16 protein-coding genes are annotated in these 19,336 nt (G+C 46.3%); all 16 read left to right on the forward strand.

The features are described from left to right. The first annotated feature begins 39 nt into the window (after positions 1 to 39). On the forward strand, positions 40 to 2,229 hold the full coding sequence (gene katG, locus MKZ15_RS11760; protein WP_339816277.1) for a catalase/peroxidase HPI: 2,190 nt from the start codon (positions 40 to 42) through the stop codon (positions 2,227 to 2,229). Positions 2,230 to 2,359: 130 nt separating this feature from the next. Continuing rightward, positions 2,360 to 3,259, forward strand: coding sequence for a polysaccharide deacetylase family protein (locus MKZ15_RS11765; protein ID WP_339816280.1), 900 nt, complete (start codon positions 2,360 to 2,362; stop codon positions 3,257 to 3,259). Positions 3,260 to 3,350: 91 nt separating this feature from the next. Further along, complete coding sequence (locus MKZ15_RS11770) at positions 3,351 to 5,612, forward strand: glycoside hydrolase family 3 N-terminal domain-containing protein (RefSeq protein WP_339816283.1); 2,262 nt, start codon at positions 3,351 to 3,353, stop codon at positions 5,610 to 5,612. A 143-nt stretch (positions 5,613 to 5,755) separates the two neighbouring features. Further along, positions 5,756 to 6,088 carry a helix-turn-helix domain-containing protein gene (locus MKZ15_RS11775; RefSeq protein WP_193416261.1) on the forward strand — a complete coding sequence of 111 codons (333 nt, stop codon included), beginning with the start codon at positions 5,756 to 5,758 and terminating at the stop codon, positions 6,086 to 6,088. A gap of 169 nt (positions 6,089 to 6,257) precedes the next feature. Next, the gene (locus MKZ15_RS11780) at positions 6,258 to 6,983 is read left to right on the forward strand and encodes an NAD(P)H-binding protein (RefSeq protein WP_193416260.1); all 726 of its coding nucleotides are present in this window, start codon (positions 6,258 to 6,260) and stop codon (positions 6,981 to 6,983) included. Positions 6,984 to 7,133: 150 nt separating this feature from the next. Further along, entirely contained in the window at positions 7,134 to 7,811 is a 678-nt protein-coding gene (locus tag MKZ15_RS11785; protein ID WP_213624058.1) for a response regulator transcription factor, read from the forward strand. Next, positions 7,808 to 8,818: a HAMP domain-containing sensor histidine kinase gene (locus tag MKZ15_RS11790; protein ID WP_339816287.1), complete on the forward strand. Its 1,011-nt coding sequence runs from the start codon at positions 7,808 to 7,810 to the stop codon at positions 8,816 to 8,818. The genes MKZ15_RS11785 and MKZ15_RS11790 overlap by 4 nt, the downstream gene beginning before the upstream one ends. A gap of 82 nt (positions 8,819 to 8,900) precedes the next feature. Next, positions 8,901 to 9,623, forward strand: coding sequence for an ATP-binding cassette domain-containing protein (locus MKZ15_RS11795; protein WP_244868568.1), 723 nt, complete (start codon positions 8,901 to 8,903; stop codon positions 9,621 to 9,623). Beyond that, a complete protein-coding gene (locus tag MKZ15_RS11800) occupies positions 9,620 to 10,369 on the forward strand; it encodes an ABC transporter permease (protein WP_339816291.1) in 750 nt (249 codons plus the stop codon). Before MKZ15_RS11795 ends, MKZ15_RS11800 begins: the two co-directional genes overlap by 4 nt. Next, positions 10,366 to 11,124: an ABC transporter permease gene (locus tag MKZ15_RS11805; protein ID WP_339816292.1), complete on the forward strand. Its 759-nt coding sequence runs from the start codon at positions 10,366 to 10,368 to the stop codon at positions 11,122 to 11,124. Before MKZ15_RS11800 ends, MKZ15_RS11805 begins: the two co-directional genes overlap by 4 nt. A gap of 80 nt (positions 11,125 to 11,204) precedes the next feature. Then, positions 11,205 to 11,402 carry a hypothetical protein gene (locus MKZ15_RS11810; RefSeq protein WP_339816294.1) on the forward strand — a complete coding sequence of 66 codons (198 nt, stop codon included), beginning with the start codon at positions 11,205 to 11,207 and terminating at the stop codon, positions 11,400 to 11,402. A 749-nt stretch (positions 11,403 to 12,151) separates the two neighbouring features. Continuing rightward, positions 12,152 to 12,520, forward strand: a complete 369-nt coding sequence (locus MKZ15_RS11815) for a hypothetical protein (RefSeq protein WP_193416254.1) — start codon at positions 12,152 to 12,154, stop codon at positions 12,518 to 12,520. Positions 12,521 to 13,984: 1,464 nt separating this feature from the next. After that, positions 13,985 to 15,412, forward strand: a complete 1,428-nt coding sequence (locus tag MKZ15_RS11820) for an aldehyde dehydrogenase (protein ID WP_213624053.1) — start codon at positions 13,985 to 13,987, stop codon at positions 15,410 to 15,412. 285 nt (positions 15,413 to 15,697) lie between these two features. Then, positions 15,698 to 16,522: an oxidoreductase gene (locus tag MKZ15_RS11825; protein WP_193416252.1), complete on the forward strand. Its 825-nt coding sequence runs from the start codon at positions 15,698 to 15,700 to the stop codon at positions 16,520 to 16,522. Positions 16,523 to 16,617: 95 nt separating this feature from the next. Further along, positions 16,618 to 17,784, forward strand: a complete 1,167-nt coding sequence (locus MKZ15_RS11830; protein WP_339816298.1) for an MFS transporter — start codon at positions 16,618 to 16,620, stop codon at positions 17,782 to 17,784. A gap of 29 nt (positions 17,785 to 17,813) precedes the next feature. Next, positions 17,814 to 19,244, forward strand: coding sequence for an aldehyde dehydrogenase family protein (locus MKZ15_RS11835; RefSeq protein ID WP_339816300.1), 1,431 nt, complete (start codon positions 17,814 to 17,816; stop codon positions 19,242 to 19,244). The last annotated feature ends 92 nt before the right edge of the window (positions 19,245 to 19,336 follow it).

Raw genomic sequence — 19,336 nt, forward strand, 5'->3', positions numbered from 1 at the left:
CACGCAGCCCCAACCATTTTAATTAAAGGAGAGGTGCTTATGGACGCAAAGGCCATGACGAATGCCGGGAAATGTCCCGTATTTCATGGAAGTGCTACCAGTCCCAGAACTAGCGGTACGACGAATAAAGACTGGTGGCCCAATCAGTTGAACTTGAATATTCTTCATCAACATGACCGCAAATCGAATCCGATGGGTGAGGACTTCGATTATGCCGAGGAATTTCAAAAGCTGGACTACTTTGCTCTTAAGCAGGATCTCCTTGAACTAATGACAAACGCACAGGATTGGTGGCCCGCCGATTATGGACATTATGGGCCATTGTTTATACGTATGGCATGGCACTCTGCAGGGACTTACCGTACGGGCGACGGCCGAGGGGGGGCTGGCACCGGAACGCAACGTTTCGCTCCCCTGAACAGCTGGCCGGACAACGTGAATCTGGATAAAGCCCGCCGTTTGTTGTGGCCGATTAAACAAAAGTACGGAAATCAGATCTCCTGGGCGGATTTGCTCATTCTGACAGGGAATGTTGCGATCGAATCGATGGGTGGCAAGACGTTTGGTTTCGGCGGCGGCCGAGTGGATGTTTGGCAACCGGAAGAAGATATTTACTGGGGTGCGGAAAAAGAATGGCTTGGCGATAACCGTTACACGGGCGAGCGTGAATTAGAAAATCCGCTTGCCGCTGTACAGATGGGTCTCATTTATGTCAATCCGGAAGGTCCAAATGGCAATCCGGATCCGCTTGCCAGCGCTCGCGACATTCGTGAGACCTTCAAACGCATGGGAATGAATGATGAAGAGACCGTCGCATTGGTCGCCGGCGGCCATACGTTTGGCAAGGCTCACGGTGCAGGTGACGCTGCGCTCGTTGGCCCGGATCCGGAAGCAGCTCCGATTGAGGCTCAAGGTTTGGGCTGGAGCAGTACACATGGCACCGGCAAAGGCCGCGACACAATCGGCAGTGGGATTGAAGGCGCCTGGACCGCAAATCCAACACAGTGGGATAACGGCTTCTTTGAGCTCTTGTTCGGTTACGAATGGGAGTTGACGAAGAGTCCAGCCGGCGCTCACCAATGGGCTCCCGTAAATCCTGCTGCGGAGCATCTGGCACCGGATGCAGAGAATTCGTCAATCCGCGTTCCGACGATGATGACCACCGCGGACATGGCCTTGCGTATCGATCCGGAATACGAGAAAATTTCGCGCCGTTTTTATGAGAATCCGGATGAATTTGCTGAGGTGTTTGCGCGTGCTTGGTTCAAGCTCACGCATCGCGACATGGGTCCTCGCGCAAGATACTTAGGGCCTGAGGTTCCTGCTGAAGAGCTTATCTGGCAAGATCCCGTGCCCTCTGTGGATTATGATCTAACCGAAGCAGAAATCGCCGATCTCAAAACGAAAATCCTCGATTCGGGACTTACGATCGGCGAACTGGTCACGACGGCGTGGGCTTCCGCCAGCACTTACCGCGGCTCCGATCATCGGGGCGGCGCGAATGGCGCCCGTATTCGTCTGGCTCCACAGAAGGATTGGGAAGTGAACCAGCCCGAACAATTGACCAAAGTGTTATCCATTCTGGAAGGGATTCAGTTTGATTTCGGGAAGAATGTGAGCCTGGCCGATTTAATCGTATTGGGAGGCAGCGCTGCCGTTGAACAGGCCGCACGGGATGCCGGCTATGATGCCACGGTTCCATTTACTCCCGGACGCGGCGATGCCACGCAGGAGCAGACGGATGTAGAAAGCTTCGCCGTACTCGAGCCGGTTGCCGACGGTTTCCGTAATTACCAGAAACAACAATTTAGCGTCAGCCCGGAAGAACTCTTGCTGGACAAAGCCCAATTGTTGAATCTTTCTGCCCCGGAATTAACGGTTCTGATAGGAGGGATGCGTGTTCTGGGCACCAATTTCGGCGGTACGAAACACGGTGTATTCACCGATCGCATCGGCGTCCTTACCCCTGATTTCTTCGTGAATTTGCTGGACATGAACAAGGCGTGGGAGCCCGTGGAAGACGGCCTATATCACTTGCGTGACCGCCGTTCCGGGGAAGTTGTGTTTACGGCCACCCGAGTGGATCTCGTGCTTGGCTCCAACTCCGTTCTGCGTGCGCTTGCCGAAGTATATGCTCAGGACGATAACCAGGAGAAATTCGTGCGTGATTTTGTCGCCGCATGGGTCAAGGTCATGAATGCGGATCGGTTTGACTTGAAGCACCTCTAGCTATTTACTTTCCGAAAAACAGGTGTATAATACCGATAAACTATAACTTTCATCGAAAACAAGAAGGAGCACAACGCCAAGTTGTGCTCCTTTATTTTTTTCACAATTCCAATTAGGGAGGTTGTTCAGAGTGCTCCAAGAACTAGGGTTTAGTCCAAACGATCGGGTGATTATCATCAACGCCGATGATTTAGGGGTGACGCGGTCTACGAATCAAGCCATTCTACAGATGTTTCAAAGTCATGCCATAACATCCACTTCCCTCATGGTTCCGGCAGATGCTGCTTACGAAGCTGCACAGCAATGTTCGAGGATTCATACACTGAGCGTCGGAATCCATATTACTTTAACCAGTCACAAAAGTCGCCGCTATAAACCCATCACGACTCAAGAAAAAGTGTTAAGTTTAACCGATGAACAGGGGTACTTTTATGATGAGGCATCTGATTTTGAGAAATTTGCAGACCCCGCCGAGGTGAAAATTGAAGTTGAGGCGCAAATTCAAAGGGCCATATCTTTAGGAATCGACCCCACCCATTTAGATAGCCATGCGGGGAGTGTATTAGGCCTTTATCACAATCGTGATTTTTTAGAAGTGATTTTGGAATTGTGTGTAAAGTACGCACTTCCATTTTGTTTGCCGATCCGGATTCTGGAGCACCCCAATTTTAGTTCGGAACAAAAACATCTATTTAGTCAAAGGATCCGTTTAGCTAATCAACTTGGTATCCTCTGTATCGACGATCTTGCTGGACTTGACTATCATTATTCGAGTGACGGGGGCTATGAAGGGGCTAAGCGAGATTTAATTCATCAAATGAATGATCTGAAACCTGGGATTACACAATTCACTACACATCCGGCATTTATCTCGGATGAATTGAAAGAACTGACTCCGTATGATGAGAATCGTGAGATGGAGGTTCAGCTTTACAATGATCCAGATGTAAAGGATCAAATGAAGCGGCAGAACCTTAAATTAATCTCTTGGAAAACCATTCGTGATTTGCAGCGGAAAGGGGATTCATGATCGCCAAGTCATATCCGAAATAAGCCGTCGCGCAACAAACCATACCCAAAAGCGTCTAATTAACTAGAAAAACAACTAGAGAGGTAGTCAGATGAAGATGAAAGTAATGACGATTTTGGGTGTTGTTCTCGGTTCCATGCTCATTTCGGCAGGAAGCGCGGCTGCGGCAGAACGGTTTACCGATCTCCAGTCTGTGAAGTGGGCGTCAGACAGCATTAATTATATGGCGGAAAGAGGAACCGTTGCTGGATATGGCAAGGGGAAGTTTGCTCCTGAGAAGCAAGTCACAAGAGCGCAAGCCGTGACTTTCCTGGTACGGGAGCTCTACCCTGAACAGTTACAATCCGGTGCGGCAAGCGCGAGCTATACCGATGTGGCGACAACCCATCCCTTTTATCGTGAAATTTCCATTGCTGAGAAAAAGGGGCTGACGGGCGGGTTTCCCGACGGTACCTTCCATCCCGATATGGCGATGAGCCGTGCAGAGACGGCTGCGTTTCTTACACGCGCGTATTCTCTTGCCGCTGGCAAGCAATCCGTTAGCTTGAGAGATGTAAATCAACATTGGGCGGCGGCGCCTATTCTCGTGATGAGCTCCAACGGGCTCATCGGCGGATATACGGATGGCACTTACAGACCAGATCGATCTGTTACACGGGCCGAGTTTTCCGTATTTCTGGCAAGGGTGATTCGATTTGAACGCGAAGCTGCCATAGAGGCGGAGGATTGGGACAAGCTAATTTCATATATGACCCTCAGTGAGCAGATTGGCCAAATGCTGATGCCTGACATTAGACAATGGAATGGCCAAGTTACCACCACCGTTAATGAAGGATTGAAACGCAGCATTCATGATCAGGACTTGGGTGGGCTTATTCTTTTTGTCAAAAATATTGTCGACGCCCGTCAGGTCGTAAAACTGACTCATGATCTGCAAAACGAAGCGGGGGACATTCCTCTCTTTCTCGGTATTGACCAAGAAGGAGGCGTAATTAAGCGAATTCCTGGAGGAACGAATCTGCCGGGTCAAATGGCGCTTGGCGCAACCGGAGACGCGGCGCTGGCCGAAGCGGCCGGGAAGCTCACAGGCGAAGAGTTGAAGGCGCTTGGGCTGCAGGTCAATTTTGCCCCGGTGCTTGACGTTAACAGCAATCCGGATAATCCGATCATCGGGATCCGTTCCTTTGGCTCAGATGCGGACCTGGTATCTCGGCTTGGACTTGCCACAATAAAGGGGCTGCGACAATCCGGGGTTATCGCGGCTGTGAAGCATTTTCCGGGGCATGGGGATACGACGGTAGACTCCCATCTGGGAATGCCGGTGCTGACTCATAGTCGTAATCGGCTCGATGAGGTGGAATTGAAGCCATTTCGGGCGGCGATCGAGGGTGGGGTGGAGATGGTCATGACCGCTCACATCGCTTTCCCAGCAGTCGATAATGAACACGTGACTTCACTCAAGGACGGGAGCCGTGTGCCGATTCCCGCGACTTTATCGAAGAAGGTGCTAACCGGACTTCTCCGGGAGGAACTAGGATATCAGGGGGTCATCATTTCGGATGCCTTCACGATGAATGCAATTGCGGAGCATTTTGGAGAGAACCAAGCGGTGGAACGAGCCGTCAACGCCGGTGTCGATATCATCTTGATGCCGCAGGATCCGGAGGCTACCCATCAAACGTTGGTTCAAGCGGTAAAGAGGGGGACGATTCCGTCTGAAACCATCCATAAATCGGTTAAGCGCATCCTGGAATTGAAATCGAAATATGGTTTGTTTGACCAGGAAAACAACCTTGCTCAGAAGTTAACTGCATTAACTAATGTCATCGGTTCCGAAAAGCATCGAGCCGTGGAGCGGGAAATTGCTGAACGGTCAGTCACCTTGTTGGCCAGTCGTGACGGAGCCCATCCGGATTTCATACAACCAGACGACCGGGTCGTCATTGCTGCTGCTGGTCAGGAGCAGGCAGAACAACTTCAGCGACAACTAACGAGCGTTGCAAGCAACCCATCGTTAAAGCCGGAAATTACCGTGATCGGTCAAGGCAAAACATCGGATGCGCTTCAGGCGATGGAGCAAGCGGATTATGTCATTTTGGCCTCCTACCAGTTCCGTAACGTGGCCAGTCAATTCGGTTGGGCCGAGATCCAAACGATCATCGATTCGCTGAATAAGCGAAATAAGCGGTACGCGCTATTATCGCTCGGCAATCCGTACGAAACGATCTATGTGCAGAACGTGCGCTCGGGCCTTGCCGTTTATGGGAAGCAGGAGCCGAATACCAACGCAGGGATTAAGGTGTTGCTTGGCCAATCGGAAGCCGGTGGCGTGTTGCCAGTTACAACGAAGTAATGGCTATTTACGGATTTTTCACAAAATAATTTGTGGCCTCGTCAATATCAGTTGACGAGGTTTTTGTCTCTTTAGTAGACTTCTGATAAGTGTAATATTCGTGCAGTGCATGCACTTTAGTCAAGGTGAGGGGATGATATAACATGATCCATCAGCGTGAATGTCCAATTGAGACACTTATTCATGTTTTAGCTGGCAAATGGAAGCCCATGATTTTGTGGAATTTGATTGATTCCACAAAGCGGTTTAACGATTTAGAGAAGCTTATACCTGATGTGTCTCAAAAAATGTTATCACAACATCTCCGAGATTTGGAAGGCGAAGGCATAGTTGATAGAACGGTCTATCCTACTGTCCCTCCGAAAGTAGAATATTCCCTAAGTGAATACGGGAAAACATTGATTCCTGTCGCTGAAGTGATGTGCGCTTGGGGAGAACAACATAATCAACGGAAGTACACTGAATCAGTGTCTTAAAGCGGATCCATTGGTCATAAATTCAGGTTCCTGTTCTCCCGGCCTTCCTTTTTGCCATGCTTACTTTTAAGTAAGTACCCCACTAAATAGTGGGTTCTTACCCTAAATTTGAAGCGATGCTATGCTAAAGTTAACTCGAATTTAGGATCATGAAATGGAGGAAGGGACTATGAAAATTTTAGTTTTTGGAGCGACTGGGAATACAGGAAAAAGGGTTTTGGCTCAAGGGATACGAATGGGGTATGAAATGACCGCATTTGTGCGAAATGCTGAAAAGCTCTACGAACAATTAGGTGAGATTTCATCACAGCAAGTTAAGGTGATCGCGGACGATATTCTTGACCCTGCCATAGTTAGAGAAGCGCTCAAGCATCAAGACGCCGCTATAGTTGCAGCTGGTCATGCGGGTCAGGGAGAAGAGTTCGTTCGTATGATTGATAATATTATAAGCCAATGTGAATTCCAACCCACATTCTCTGGGCGGGTATGGATCATGGGAGGTGCCGGACTGCTGGATATTCCTTACACCGATCTGATCGGCAACAATTTGCCTGGCTTCCCGCCTGAGTATAAAAATCATAACCGGAATTTCGATCGGCTACAGCAAACAAAGCTCGATTGGTCCATTATGTGTCCGGGCACAATGATGGATTCGATAGATCATCTCAATCTGGTTCATCTGCATGTAACAACCGAAACTTTGCCAATCCCGATTCCGGAGACAATCAAGGAATTTTCCGAAGCAGAAATAGCCGGTCACTTGTTCAGCCGGCTACAAGAATTGTCTGTTGCTTATGACGATGTAGCGAAATGTATGCTGGACCATCTGAAACTTGGAGGTCTGTTTAAAGGCAAAAGAGTAGGTCTTGCCTTCAGAAGCGATTTTTCGGAGTAATGAATTCCTCGCCGTTCAATTGGCATGACTGAATAATGAATAGAATGACGGAAGAGTCGCTCATAACGAGCGGCTTTTTTTGATTCGGAGGGATTACAAGTGTGTGTTAATCTATTAAATAGAGAACACCATTAAAGCGGGGGATGTTGCTTGAGAAGAAATGTTCTATATATTGAAGATAATGAGAAAATAGGCAGTTGGGTTAAAGAAGAATTGGAGCAGCGAGGATTCTCAGTTCAGTGGTTGCTTTCTGGTGAGGGTGCCGATAAAGAAGTTAATCAGCAGGACGTCGTTATTTTGGACATTATGTTACCGGGGTTAGATGGATTTACGGTGGGAAAACGATTGAAAAAGGCAGCTCCTGCTATTCCTATTTTGCTGTTATCTGCTCGAACCTCGATCGAGGACAAGGTGGATGGATTACAATTTGCCGATGACTATTTAACGAAACCGTTCCATACAGAAGAATTGGTTGCTAGATTAGAAGTGCTAATCCGTCGAACGGGTGGAACACCTACCGAACGTATTTCACTGGGGAATCAGATTGAAGTGGATCCAGAAGGCCAAATGGTCTATGACAAACGCACGGGAGAAGAAATTATTTTGACAGGGAAACAACATCAAATCTTAATGTACTTCTTGCGGCATCCTAATCAAGTTATACCCAAAGAGCAAATCTATGAAGCCATTTGGCAAGAATCCTATATTACGGGTGACAAAACAATTCAGGTGCATATCCATCGACTACGTCAAAAACTGGAACGTGACCCGGATTCTCCGGAGATTATAGAGACGCTAAAGGGAATTGGCTATCGGGTGAAACTATGAAGCAGACAGGATCCTTATTTCGTCGTTTTCTAAAAGTCCATTTTCTGTTCATCTTTTTACCTCCGATGATTCTCATTTTCTTCAGTGCCTTTTTTGGGGGTTCTGGTATCCCTAAAAAAGAAATAAATCCCTTAAATCTGTTTTATATTACCGTATTTTTGTTTGGTTTGATTATTGTCGCGTTTGTGATCTTATCGTGGTTGTTTTTCTTGAAACTTCAGAGACGTCTCTCTCACTTGCAAGAAGTCATGTCAATGACAGCTAGAAACAGCGCATTTCCTAAACCCGTATCTGTTCAATCGGATCGTATGGATGAGATCGACCAGTTAGGAAGTTCTTTTAATTGGATGATGCAGCAGCTTGAGGACAGTCGCAATCGAGCCTATGAAGAGGAATTATTACGACATCGACTTATTGCGAATTTATCACACGACTTACGAACACCACTTACGATTTTGAGAGGACATGTCACCCGATTAAATCATGAGTCCGTTAGTCTAGAAGGGCAACTCTCTTTAACAGAGATGGACCATACGATTACTAGAGTCGGAGTGCTAATGGATGATTTACTGTCTTACACATTGCTTACATCAGGGAAATATCCATTTGAGCCCGCGTCAACGGATATTGGACGTTTAGTCAGAGCTTCTGTTGCTGCGTGGTATCCTGTTTTTGAGGAGAAAGAAATTCAACTGGATGTTGATTTGCCGGCAGACGAAACTTTTTATTGGGAAGTAGATCCGAAATGGATGACACGGGTGCTGGATAATTTATTTCAGAATATTATTCGCCATGCGGCTGAAGGGAAATATGCAAACATTGTGGTTGATGCAGCAAAAGAACAGATCCTTGTGGCAGACCGTGGTCCCGGTATGGACAACTCTTCCTATGAACGTGGGGTAGGGATGGGGTTATCGACTTGTGATTATATGTTAAATAAGATGATGCTGAAAGCGAATATTACATCCAAAGACAAGGGTACAAGAGTAGCAATTGGTCGAGCTTAACCTAAAGGTAACCCAGAAGTAAACCACAGGATCGCTGGGATGTAACTTTGCTTCTATATAATTGGACCATAACAGAAAGGGAGTGTTATGGTTGCTTGAAATTAGGAACTTGGTTAAGCGTCGCGGAGCTCAAGATATCTTATCTGGGATCAGCTTTAAGGCGAGACCAGGTAGAGTCACTGGTTTTTTAGGTCCAAATGGGGCAGGGAAGAGTTCGACCCTTCGCATATTGCTTGGGTTAGATCGTGCGACTTCAGGGACCGCACTCATTAATGGAAAGCCATTCGCACAATTGCATCATCCATTAGCAACAGTGGGCGCCGCTCTGGATGGGTCTGGAGCGCATCGTAGCCGAACAGGACGAGCACACTTGCGTTGGATGGCTTGTGCCGCAGGATTGCCTTCCTCACGTGTCGAGGAAGTTTTGGAAATCGTAGGTCTTACAAAAGCAGCGGGTCAAAGAGTAGGGAAGTATTCTCTGGGAATGGGGAAAAGACTCGGAATGGCAGCCGCATTATTGGGTGATCCAGAGATATTGATTTTGGATGAACCCGTGAACGGGCTTGATCCGGAAGGGATACGCTGGATTCGGACGTTTCTGCGTGAACGTGCTGAGTCTGGAAACACCGTATTATTATCCAGTCACCTCATAGGAGAGCTTGCAGAGACGGTTGACGATGTGGTCATCATGAAGCATGGAAAAATTGTTGCCTCTGGAACACTGGAGGAAGTAACAGGGTATCATTCCTCGCTGGAGGAAGCCTATTTTGCCCTAACATCTGACAAAGCAGGTGGAATGGGATGAGAGCCTTCAACGCAGAACTATCTAAATTGTTCTCCCTACCGGGGATTTGGCTGTCCTTACTTATTGGGGCATTCGCTCCAGCGCTCATAGCGGCCTTAGACAGCATGGCACAGAGAGCGGAAATCATTGCTGGAATTAGCACACGACTTTCGGAAGTTGGCTATATTGGATTCGCTCTTGGGGTGCAAGGTGTCATTATTCTCGGTGTGCTTGCTGTCAGCAGCGAGTATTCGATAGAGAGCAGTGAATCGGGTGGAGGACAACAGATTACAACAAGCTTAACGGTTGTCTCATCAAGGCTTCATTTATTACTGGCAAAAGCAGGGGCAGTGATCGTGGTCAGCATACTGCTATGTATTCTGGCTATAATGACAACGATATCAGCCACGTATCTTGTTCTTGGTGAATATACTCCTGCATTTGAATGGTCCAAGCTGTTCGGTGCAGTTTGTTACTGGGTATTTACTGCTCTTTTAGCGTTTGGGATAACGGTTCTTACCAAGAATGGCACGATTCCGCTTGCGGTACTTATCATTAATACATCGTTTGTGTCCTTTAGTTTCCTGCTGTCCAAGGTCACAAAGCTGGCATTATACTTACCAGACCGAGTTGGAATTGAAATGTTTATGTTTACGAACGATCAATTTCTTCCCCCGTTCATGGGCGGGTTAGCTATGTTTGCCTGGGTGGTCGTCCTTTTCATTACTGCAACCATTGTGTTTAATAGGAGGGACGTTGCTGCATGAGTGTCTCTTCTAGTAAAAGGTTCACACGAACCCTTCGTGCTGAAATGGATAAATTAATAACGCTACCATCGGTATGGATTACTCTTATATGTACATTCATTCTTAATCTAGGAGTTGTTGCAGCTTTTACTTCGGTTGGTCTAAAAGGGGAAGCAGGGACGCAGGGGATATTGATCATTGGGCTTTCATCTATGGGTTATCTTCAAGCTGGATTCATTATCCTTGGGATCCTAACAACCTGTTCAGAGTACACCGGTGGACAGATTCGAACTACATTAACTGCGATACCTTGGCGTAGCCTACAATTAACCACCAAGCATTTAGCATTGGCCATGGTGACTATTCCCGCGGGGTTTATTATCGTTGTTTTAGGTATGCTATATCCTTGGATAAGAATGAGAGACACAGCAGTAGGGGTTGATATAGACACCCTGATTGAGGTAATAATAGGAGCGACAGGCTACTTAACCTTAACCACACTACTCAGTGCAGCTGTAGGTGCTATAATCAGACGAACCACTCCAACTTTAGTGATCCTGCTTGGTTATTATTTCATTGTCAGTCCATTGATGAAAGGCTTATTGCGAAGCTTTATTACTTACTTACCGGATGCGGCGGGGCAATCTATGTATAGGCTGTCTTCCACAGATGAAATAAATGCTCTTACACCTGTGCAGGGGACAGGAATATTGATGTTGTGGGCACTGATTTTTATTGCTGCAGCTGTTGTATTTTACCGTAAGAGAGATGCCTAAGTCACGTTGATTTGACTAAACGCCTGAAAACATAAACTGCATTTTCATCTGAAGGAGGTAAGATCAAGGAAGAGGTGCTAATGAAATTTCTAGTGGAACACCAATTAATTGTTATAGAACCATTCCATGAGGATGGTTCGCTCAAGGACGACTTGGAACTGCGGAACTCTGATTTAACCTATTTAGGAAATGAATTCTTCAAAGAGGTTTTTCCCAAATGGTCTGCTACTGTTCTTTTAAAGGGATTGAACAAGCTGCTCGCTAACAGAGAACGATGATAGTTGATTGAAATTTGTCAGAGGACAAGAACATAGTCCCATAACGTTTCAGAAGTAAAAGTATTGTGGCCACAGGCGCAGCTCCCATGGAGCTAAAAATTCCCGGAAGCCAGTTGACAAAGGTTACGAATTCGCATGATGTACTGTCTGGAGAAGCTATGGTTTCCGGAGATGTCGTTACTGTCGGAGGAGGAATTGCTGTCGATGGAGGTTTATCCTTATATGTATTACTTGTTCCAAGTAGAAATTTGACATTATCTTGGTTTCCCTTTTGGGAGATGTCGGGATAATGTTTTTTCTATTGCATGCCCATTATACATTCCAAGAGTTATGCTGTTCAATTTCTTCCCAAAAGGACATCTCCTTCCCCTTGGTACGATTCGCCCTTTAAGATTTTCCTATAATCTAAATACATAGAAGAGCAGTGGTGAATTTAAGGGAGTTACGGGAATACTCATTTCTCTTCTAAGGGGTCAAACGCCAATAATGAATGGTCAGCTAAAGAAAAGATGAGCTCTGCCAGTTCTAAACTGGAGACTATAAATCCTTCTTGTATCCATTCTTGTATGATCGCTAAGCTTCCATTGACCAAGTAAGAATAGGTATAACGTTTCAACCTGTCGGGTACGTTGAGTTGAAGCTGACTATCGATATTCTTGAGTATTTCATTAAGAAGGCGTTTGGGAAATAACTAAGCTTTTTGGGGCAGTAAGAAAAATTGGGAGTCGATTCCGGGAAAACTATCCGAGATGAAGAAATTCACTTATTGGAACAAAGTCATAAAGCTCGATCATGGCTATGATGAGAATAAGCCGGCCTCACAATTAAATATTGAAGATATGAAGGGGCTGCAACATTCCGCGGCGGTGAATGCTTATCTACAGAGATGGCGACGGGGGATTGGGCAGAAAAACTTGAATTCAAATGTGCATTCGGACATACGTTTAGCGCCAGTCCCAAACTGGTTCTTGAGGGAGGACATTTCTGCCCTCAATGTGAACGTGAAAGCTGGAATTACAAAGAACGCGCTAAACGTGAACCGTTTTTCGCCCAAGTGTGGAGCCCTATTCAAAGCAAGGATGATGGACGAGAATATAAAAAAGTTGTATCTGAATTAGATGTTGCAGATCATTCCTAACTTAACAAAACGATGATGAAACGTAATTTACGTGAAAACAAAAAAGAAATGACAGCGCAAATTTTAGCAGAAAAGGCTTTGAGTTAGCTTTGGAAAAAGGGATGGATACGTCATTGAGGATGTGGTAAGAGCTTGGAAAGCGCATTAATGTAGGCCGCAGCAGATAATTTCCAGCCGAAATTCAATGAAACCTCTCGGTAAAATGTGATTTTCTCCCGAATGCTTGCCTATTCGCAGGATCTATCTAATGGATAACATTGCTATCTGGATAGTAGAAGAGGGATGTACCGTCAAATTCGTCAACCGAAGCGCATGCGTGAACAGAAGGGGCGAGTTTTCGCTCCTTTTTGTACTGCTCTGCTGCACGCTGCATCACGTACCTCCGGAGGCTTTCACTCCCATTTCTCGACGGTTCAATGCCCCTTCATTCCTTCGTTACGCCTATCCGGTTGGTGGAGGCTGGTTATCCTAACGGTACGAGGTCAGTGCCCTTTTGTTCAACGCAATCCGCTACTCCGTGCACTCTTGAAATCCCGCTTATAAGCCAATATTCATGCTAGTTGAGAATCGGTTAAGCAACATGTTTCATAGGGAGATCTCGATCCAGTTCGTAAGCTTCGCCACTCTGTACCATGGCAACCAACAGCGTGCCATTTTTGCCGCAAAGCTTCATGACGGAAGCGCATCGGTTTCATGCCGTTTTTACATTCACTTCGTGCTGTCGTTTAAACGTTACGTCATTCATAATATGGGCCCTGGTTGCCATGAACTGGGCATGCCGAAGCCTTGGTCGACACGTTTACTGATGGACTTGGACATTTGGCCTTTCCATTTGCCTGAACTTGCTTCAGCCAGGTTGAGGCCGGCATGCTGTAGCAACGCGTTACCATGTGCATAGCTGCTGAGGTCGCCAGTTTCACCGAGAATAACGGGCTATGACCCGTGTTACCCCATCGTAATGGAGGCGCTCGTTTTTGTGCAAAGCGCAAATATAACTCTCTACAGGAATCCTAACGGGCAGAATAATTCAATCGAGGGCATGGAAAACTACCCAGCTTTGCTTGCCACGTTCAGGAGATGGACAGGACAGGAGAGGATTTTACATTGAGAATTGCTCTTGTATAAGTGCATGCTGCAGCATATTACGTCTTAAATACTTGCACTGAAAGTTGGAACAATTATTCAGCTATTTCAATTAAATTTAATTAATTCGGCCCTTATTAATCGTTTTCTCAGCTGATTAGGTGTTTATTTACATATATTACATGGAATGAATGTTCCATAAGTGCCTTGACTAACACTAGATCCGAGGGTATTATAAATCCCGTGGAACGATTGTTCCAACGTAATGAGGGAGGCGAAATGCACAAGCAAATTCAATGAATTGGATAACAGTCGAACAAAAGCATATCAAATAAAAGACAATCACAAAGGAGTAACAAAAATGAAAGTATATGACAAGCTGTTTATCGGTGGTCAATGGAAAGCCCCAGTAAATCAAGAAGTGATCGAGATTCGTTCTCCACATGATCAATCTCTAGTTGGTAAAGCGGCACAGGCTTCCCCAGACGATATTGATCTAGCCGTCACTGCAGCTAGAAAAGCATTCGATAACGGTCCGTGGCCGAAAATGACGCCTAGCGAACGACAGGACATTGTCACTCGCTTCAATGAATTGCATGCTGCGCGTGCGGATGAGATTGCTGCTTTAATTACATCTGAGAACGGCACACCTAATTGGTTTACGAACGGTTTGCAACACTCGCTCGCCGAGCAAGCGAATGCTTACATTCGCGCAGCCAAATCGTATGGGTGGGAAGAAACTTTGAACGATGGAAAAGGTCCGATGATTCGTCGTGAGGCGGTTGGCGTTGTCGCAGCGATCATACCTTGGAACGCACCACATCAATCGGCTCTTGCTAAAATGATCCCTGCATTACTGGCAGGTAATACAGTTATCTTAAAGGCATCGCCAGAAACTTCCCTTAACGCCTTATTGTTAGGCGAGATCTTCGCTGAAACAGGATTCCCTGAAGGCGTTATTAGTATTGTGCCGGCTGGTCGCGAAACAAGTGAATACCTCGTATCCCATCCAGGAGTCGATAAAATCGCATTTACGGGTTCGACCGGAGCTGGGCGCCGTATAGCATCGATCGCAGGTGAACAACTAAAACGCGTAAGCTTGGAGCTCGGAGGCAAATCCGCAGCAATCATTTTGGATGACGCGGATTTAGAAGCGGCAGTTCAAGGCTTGAAGTATTCATCTTTCGTTAACAACGGGGAGAGCTGTGTAGCGCATACCCGCATTCTTGTTTCGAAAAAACGTTATGAAGAAGCAGTCGAGCTAATTAAGACAATGACGGAAAGCCTCGTCGTTGGTAACCCTGCCGACCCGGGGACTTTCATCGGACCTATGGTGAGAGCAGACCAACAAAAACGTGTTCAATCTTATATTGAACTGGGTATTCAAGAAGGCGCGCGCCTGGTTACTGGCGGAGCGGATGTTCCTGCAGGATTGGAAGGTGGATTCTACGTCAAACCAACGGTATTCGCGGATGTGAACAACAGCATGCGTATAGCCCAAGAAGAAATTTTTGGACCAGTTCTTGTCGTTATCCCTTACGATGACGAAGCAGATGCCGTACGCATCGCCAACGATTCGCCATTTGGCCTCGGTGGTGGCGTTTGGTCTGGCACACTTGAGCATGGACTCGAAATCGCTCGTCAAATCCGCACAGGCTACTTTATTGTTAATGGAGCAATGGCTTCTTACGAGGGCCCATTCGGCGGATACAAAGCCAGCGGGATCGGACGTGAGTTTGGCGTTGTCGGTCTTGGTGCCTATGTTGAGCATAAAGCAATCAATATCTAATAGTATCTGACAACTTGACCTTTTAGTGCCCTTAATTACCAAATTTAAGGTGATTAAGGGCATAAATAAAGGCGGTCTCAAGCTTTGTGACACAACGATAATAATATTAATTGGAATTATTATTCCGATTTAGTCGTGATAACTTCAATAATTCAAGATATATGGTCTATTTTATTGAAATTTACCTGAATATACATTCCATTTATTCTTGACCAAGTTGGATCTTAGAGCTATATCAACTGTGGAATGAATATTCCAATACACATTGATAAGGAGAATATTCTTATGAATAAAGTTTGGCTGATTACTGGTAGTTCCCGAGGGTTTGGTCGTAGTCTTGCGGAAGCGGTACTCGCTAATGGAGATCGACTTGTCGCAACAGCTCGCAATACAGAACAGCTTGCAGATTTAGCGGACCGTTACGGAGACCAAGTTCGCCTCGTGCAATTGGATGTGAATAATTACGACCAAGCTGAAGCAGCCATTAAGGCCGCATTCGAAACATTCGGAAAACTGGATGTTCTTGTTAATAACGCAGGTTACGGAAATGTTTCCTCCATTGAGGAAACAGCGATGGAAGACTTCCGCGCACAAGTTGAAACAAACTTTTGGGGTGTAGTCAACGTAACAAAAGCCGCGCTGCCTTTGCTCAGAGAGCAGGGTCACGGCCATATCATTCAGTTCTCTTCCATTGGCGGTCGTATCGGCGCTCCAGGCCTTGCACCTTATCAAGCTGCGAAATGGGCGGTAGAGGGCTTCTCTGAAGTGCTTGTGAAAGAAGTACAGCCGTTGGGAATTAAGGTTACATTAATCGAACCAGGCGGTTTCCGTACTGATTGGGCAGGCTCTTCGATGCAACAAATCCAGCCGCGTGACGAATACAAAAACACTGTCGGCTATATGATGACCTATTTCCGTGAAAACACTGGAAAAGAGAGTGGAGATCCGGCGAAAGCTGCACAAGCAATCCTCACTATCGTTAAGGAAGAAAACCCGCCGCTTCGCTTACTGCTTGGGAGCGATGCCGTCGAGCTCGCAAATGCGATGGATAACGGAAAATTAGAAGAAACGAAGCGTTGGGAAAAACTTAGTCGTTCGACAGATTTCTAAGCCATTGCATATTTGTCCTATTGTATCGACTGTCGGAAGCGGTAATCTATGCCGTTCTCCGAACAGTCGTAATATAGCAGAAAGAGGGTGTCACATTGAAAGTAAGTGCTAGAATCGCATTATTGTCGATGGCTGTAACGACTACCTTCGGAATAATGATGGCAGCGCCGGCTCTTAAACCGCTTGCCGTGGCATTTCCGAATACGGACGCTCTGTTAGTACAGTGGGTCGTAACGTTATCTTCCTTATTCATTTTGCCGACATTGTTCTTGTCAGGAATTCTTAACAGAAAGTTTAATCGGAGATCCATCTTGATCACGGGTCTAGTCTTATATTTATTTGGAGGCGTCGGACCAGCCTTTATGAACTCATTTCCGTTCATCTTGGCTTGTAGGGCGCTCTTAGGCCTAAGTATTGGCTTAATTTCGCCGACATTCAACTCATTAATTGCGGAGAACTTTCAAGGAGAAGCACGTTCGCGCATGAACGGCATTCAAACGTCTATCAACGGGATAGGCGGGGCTATCTTCCTCTCTATCGGTGGATTTATCGCGACGCTTGGGTGGAGAGACGTCTTTATGACGTATTTCTACGCGGTCATTTTATTAGTAATGGTCGTTGCATTTCTTCCTAAATTCCCGCCGCTTCAGGTGAGTCAATCGGCGAAGTCATCCATAAAGATACCGAAGTTTTTCTACGCAGTAGCGCTTGCGGGAGGATTGCATACGATGATGTTTGCTCTGATTCCGACGAACCTTTCGTTATTTCTTGCGAATAACGGTATCGGCAGCATTTCTTCAGCTGGCTATTTGATAGCATTCTCATTAATCGGTGTTTTTATAGGTGGACTTTCTGTTACGAGGTTAACAGGTGCATTGAAGAAAAGACTCGTTCCACTGGAGCTGGTATTAATGGCTGGGGGATTCCTGCTTATTTCTTCCGCACATGCGGTGTGGACAGTCGCCTTGGGGGTATTCATGATTGGCCTATCCGAAGGAGTGCTATTCCCGCTGTCATTCATTAAGACCTCGGAAGTTGTTCCAAAATTAATTTTGACAACAGGGATATCCTTATTGCTGGCTTGCGTCTACACATGTCAGTTCCTGAGCCCGTTGTTCGTCAGAGGGATCGAACTGCTCTTATACTCAAATTCTACGCGAGACGTGTTCATGGCAGTGGCTGTTGCCTTGGTTGCTGTCGCTGTCGGATTCCTACTTTTTTCTCGAAACAGTATGCATCAAACAGTGACAGACGTTTCGTAAACTAAACTGACAATAGGTGGTCTAAAAATATGAGAAATATAACCCAAATTTATATTAACGGAAAGTTTGTCACTCCTCAAGGCACTGAGCGTCAAAAACTGGTAGACCCTACAACACGCGAAGTTATCGGAAGTGTAGTCCTTGGCAACGAAGAAGACGCTAAGCTTGCAATTACGGCAGCGAAAGCCGCATTCCCGGCGTTTTCAAAAACAACGGTACAAGAAAGAGCAGATATGCTGCAACGTCTGAACGATGCAATATTGTCGAAAATCGACGAGCTTGCAGAAGCTAACATTCTTGAATATGGCGCACCTCGGATGGCGGCTACCGGACGTGTTCAATTGGCAGCAATGAATTTAATAATTAGCAAAGAAGCACTTGAGCAATACGAATTTGTTCACTATATCGGTAAAGCCAAAATCGTGTCCGAACCTGTAGGCGTTATGGGTATCATCACACCATGGAACGCAAGCTATTCACAGATTACGGCCAAGCTTGGTGCGGCGATCGCTGCCGGATGTACGGTTGTAATCAAGCCAAGTGAACTTAGTGGATTGCAAACGCAATTCCTGACGGAATGTATCGATGCTGCTGGCATTCCGGCTGGCGTAATTAACGTCGTTAATGGACTTGGTTCGACAGTAGGAGGAGAATTGACTCGCAATAAAGACGTCGCAATGGTCAACTTTACCGGCTCGACTCGCGTCGGTAAAGAAATCCGCAGAGCGACAGTAGATTCAATGAAACGTGTAACGTTGGAGTTGGGCGGGAAATCGCCTAACATTATTCTTGATGACGCGGATTTCTCCAAAGCCATTCCAGCTGCTGTTAAATCGTGTTTTTCGAATAACGGTCAAGCTTGCGTTGCAGGTACAAGATTGTTCGTTCCGGAGCATCGTTTGGAAGAAGTGAAGCAGCTTGCCCGCGCAACCGCGGAATCGATGAAAGTCGGTTTGCCATCCGAATCCGACACCGTGCTTGGACCAATCGTGACAGAGAAACAATATAATCAAGTCCAGTACTTTATTAAAGCCGGCATTCAAGAGGGTGCTGAGCTGGTAACGGGCGGAGAAGGCCACCCTGTAGGATTAGAGCAAGGAAACTTTGTTAAACCCACGATCTTTGCTAACGTAACTCCAGATATGACGATCGCTAAAGAAGAAATTTTCGGACCAGTTCTTTCGATATTGACGTTCAAAACCGAAGAAGAAGCGATCGAAATGGCAAATAACACAGACTACGGCCTTGGCGCTTATATTAGTTCGGGCAATCTGGAGAGAGCTAACGAATTGGCCTCCCTCATTCAAGCAGGCGTTGTGCTTATTAACGGCGCCGGATTCGAAATGAAAGCTCCATTTGGCGGCTTCAAGCATTCCGGGATCGGTCGTGAATATGGCATACACGGTATGAAAGATTGCTTGGAGACAAAAACAATAACTGGATTCGATTTGCTGGCGTAATGTCCATTTGCTAGCTATAAAAAAGCCATACATGATCCCCTTCAAATAAACACTCAACAAACTGTCCTGTTACTTGGGGGGTAGAGTGAATC

The organism is Paenibacillus sp. FSL R7-0216, assembly GCF_037969915.1.
In the GTDB taxonomy this organism is placed as follows: domain Bacteria; phylum Bacillota; class Bacilli; order Paenibacillales; family Paenibacillaceae; genus Fontibacillus; species Fontibacillus rhizolycopersici.

Coding starts and splice junctions, on each gene's coding strand:
- katG (WP_339816277.1), top strand. CDS start 40: ATGGACGCAAAGGCCATGACGAATGCCGGGAAATGTCCCGTATTTCAT.
- MKZ15_RS11770 (WP_339816283.1), top strand. CDS start 3,351: ATGAAGATGAAAGTAATGACGATTTTGGGTGTTGTTCTCGGTTCCATG.
- MKZ15_RS11775 (WP_193416261.1), top strand. CDS start 5,756: ATGATCCATCAGCGTGAATGTCCAATTGAGACACTTATTCATGTTTTA.
- MKZ15_RS11780 (WP_193416260.1), top strand. CDS start 6,258: ATGAAAATTTTAGTTTTTGGAGCGACTGGGAATACAGGAAAAAGGGTT.
- MKZ15_RS11790 (WP_339816287.1), top strand. CDS start 7,808: ATGAAGCAGACAGGATCCTTATTTCGTCGTTTTCTAAAAGTCCATTTT.
- MKZ15_RS11800 (WP_339816291.1), top strand. CDS start 9,620: ATGAGAGCCTTCAACGCAGAACTATCTAAATTGTTCTCCCTACCGGGG.
- MKZ15_RS11805 (WP_339816292.1), top strand. CDS start 10,366: ATGAGTGTCTCTTCTAGTAAAAGGTTCACACGAACCCTTCGTGCTGAA.
- MKZ15_RS11810 (WP_339816294.1), top strand. CDS start 11,205: ATGAAATTTCTAGTGGAACACCAATTAATTGTTATAGAACCATTCCAT.
- MKZ15_RS11815 (WP_193416254.1), top strand. CDS start 12,152: ATGAAGAAATTCACTTATTGGAACAAAGTCATAAAGCTCGATCATGGC.
- MKZ15_RS11820 (WP_213624053.1), top strand. CDS start 13,985: ATGAAAGTATATGACAAGCTGTTTATCGGTGGTCAATGGAAAGCCCCA.
- MKZ15_RS11825 (WP_193416252.1), top strand. CDS start 15,698: ATGAATAAAGTTTGGCTGATTACTGGTAGTTCCCGAGGGTTTGGTCGT.
- MKZ15_RS11835 (WP_339816300.1), top strand. CDS start 17,814: ATGAGAAATATAACCCAAATTTATATTAACGGAAAGTTTGTCACTCCT.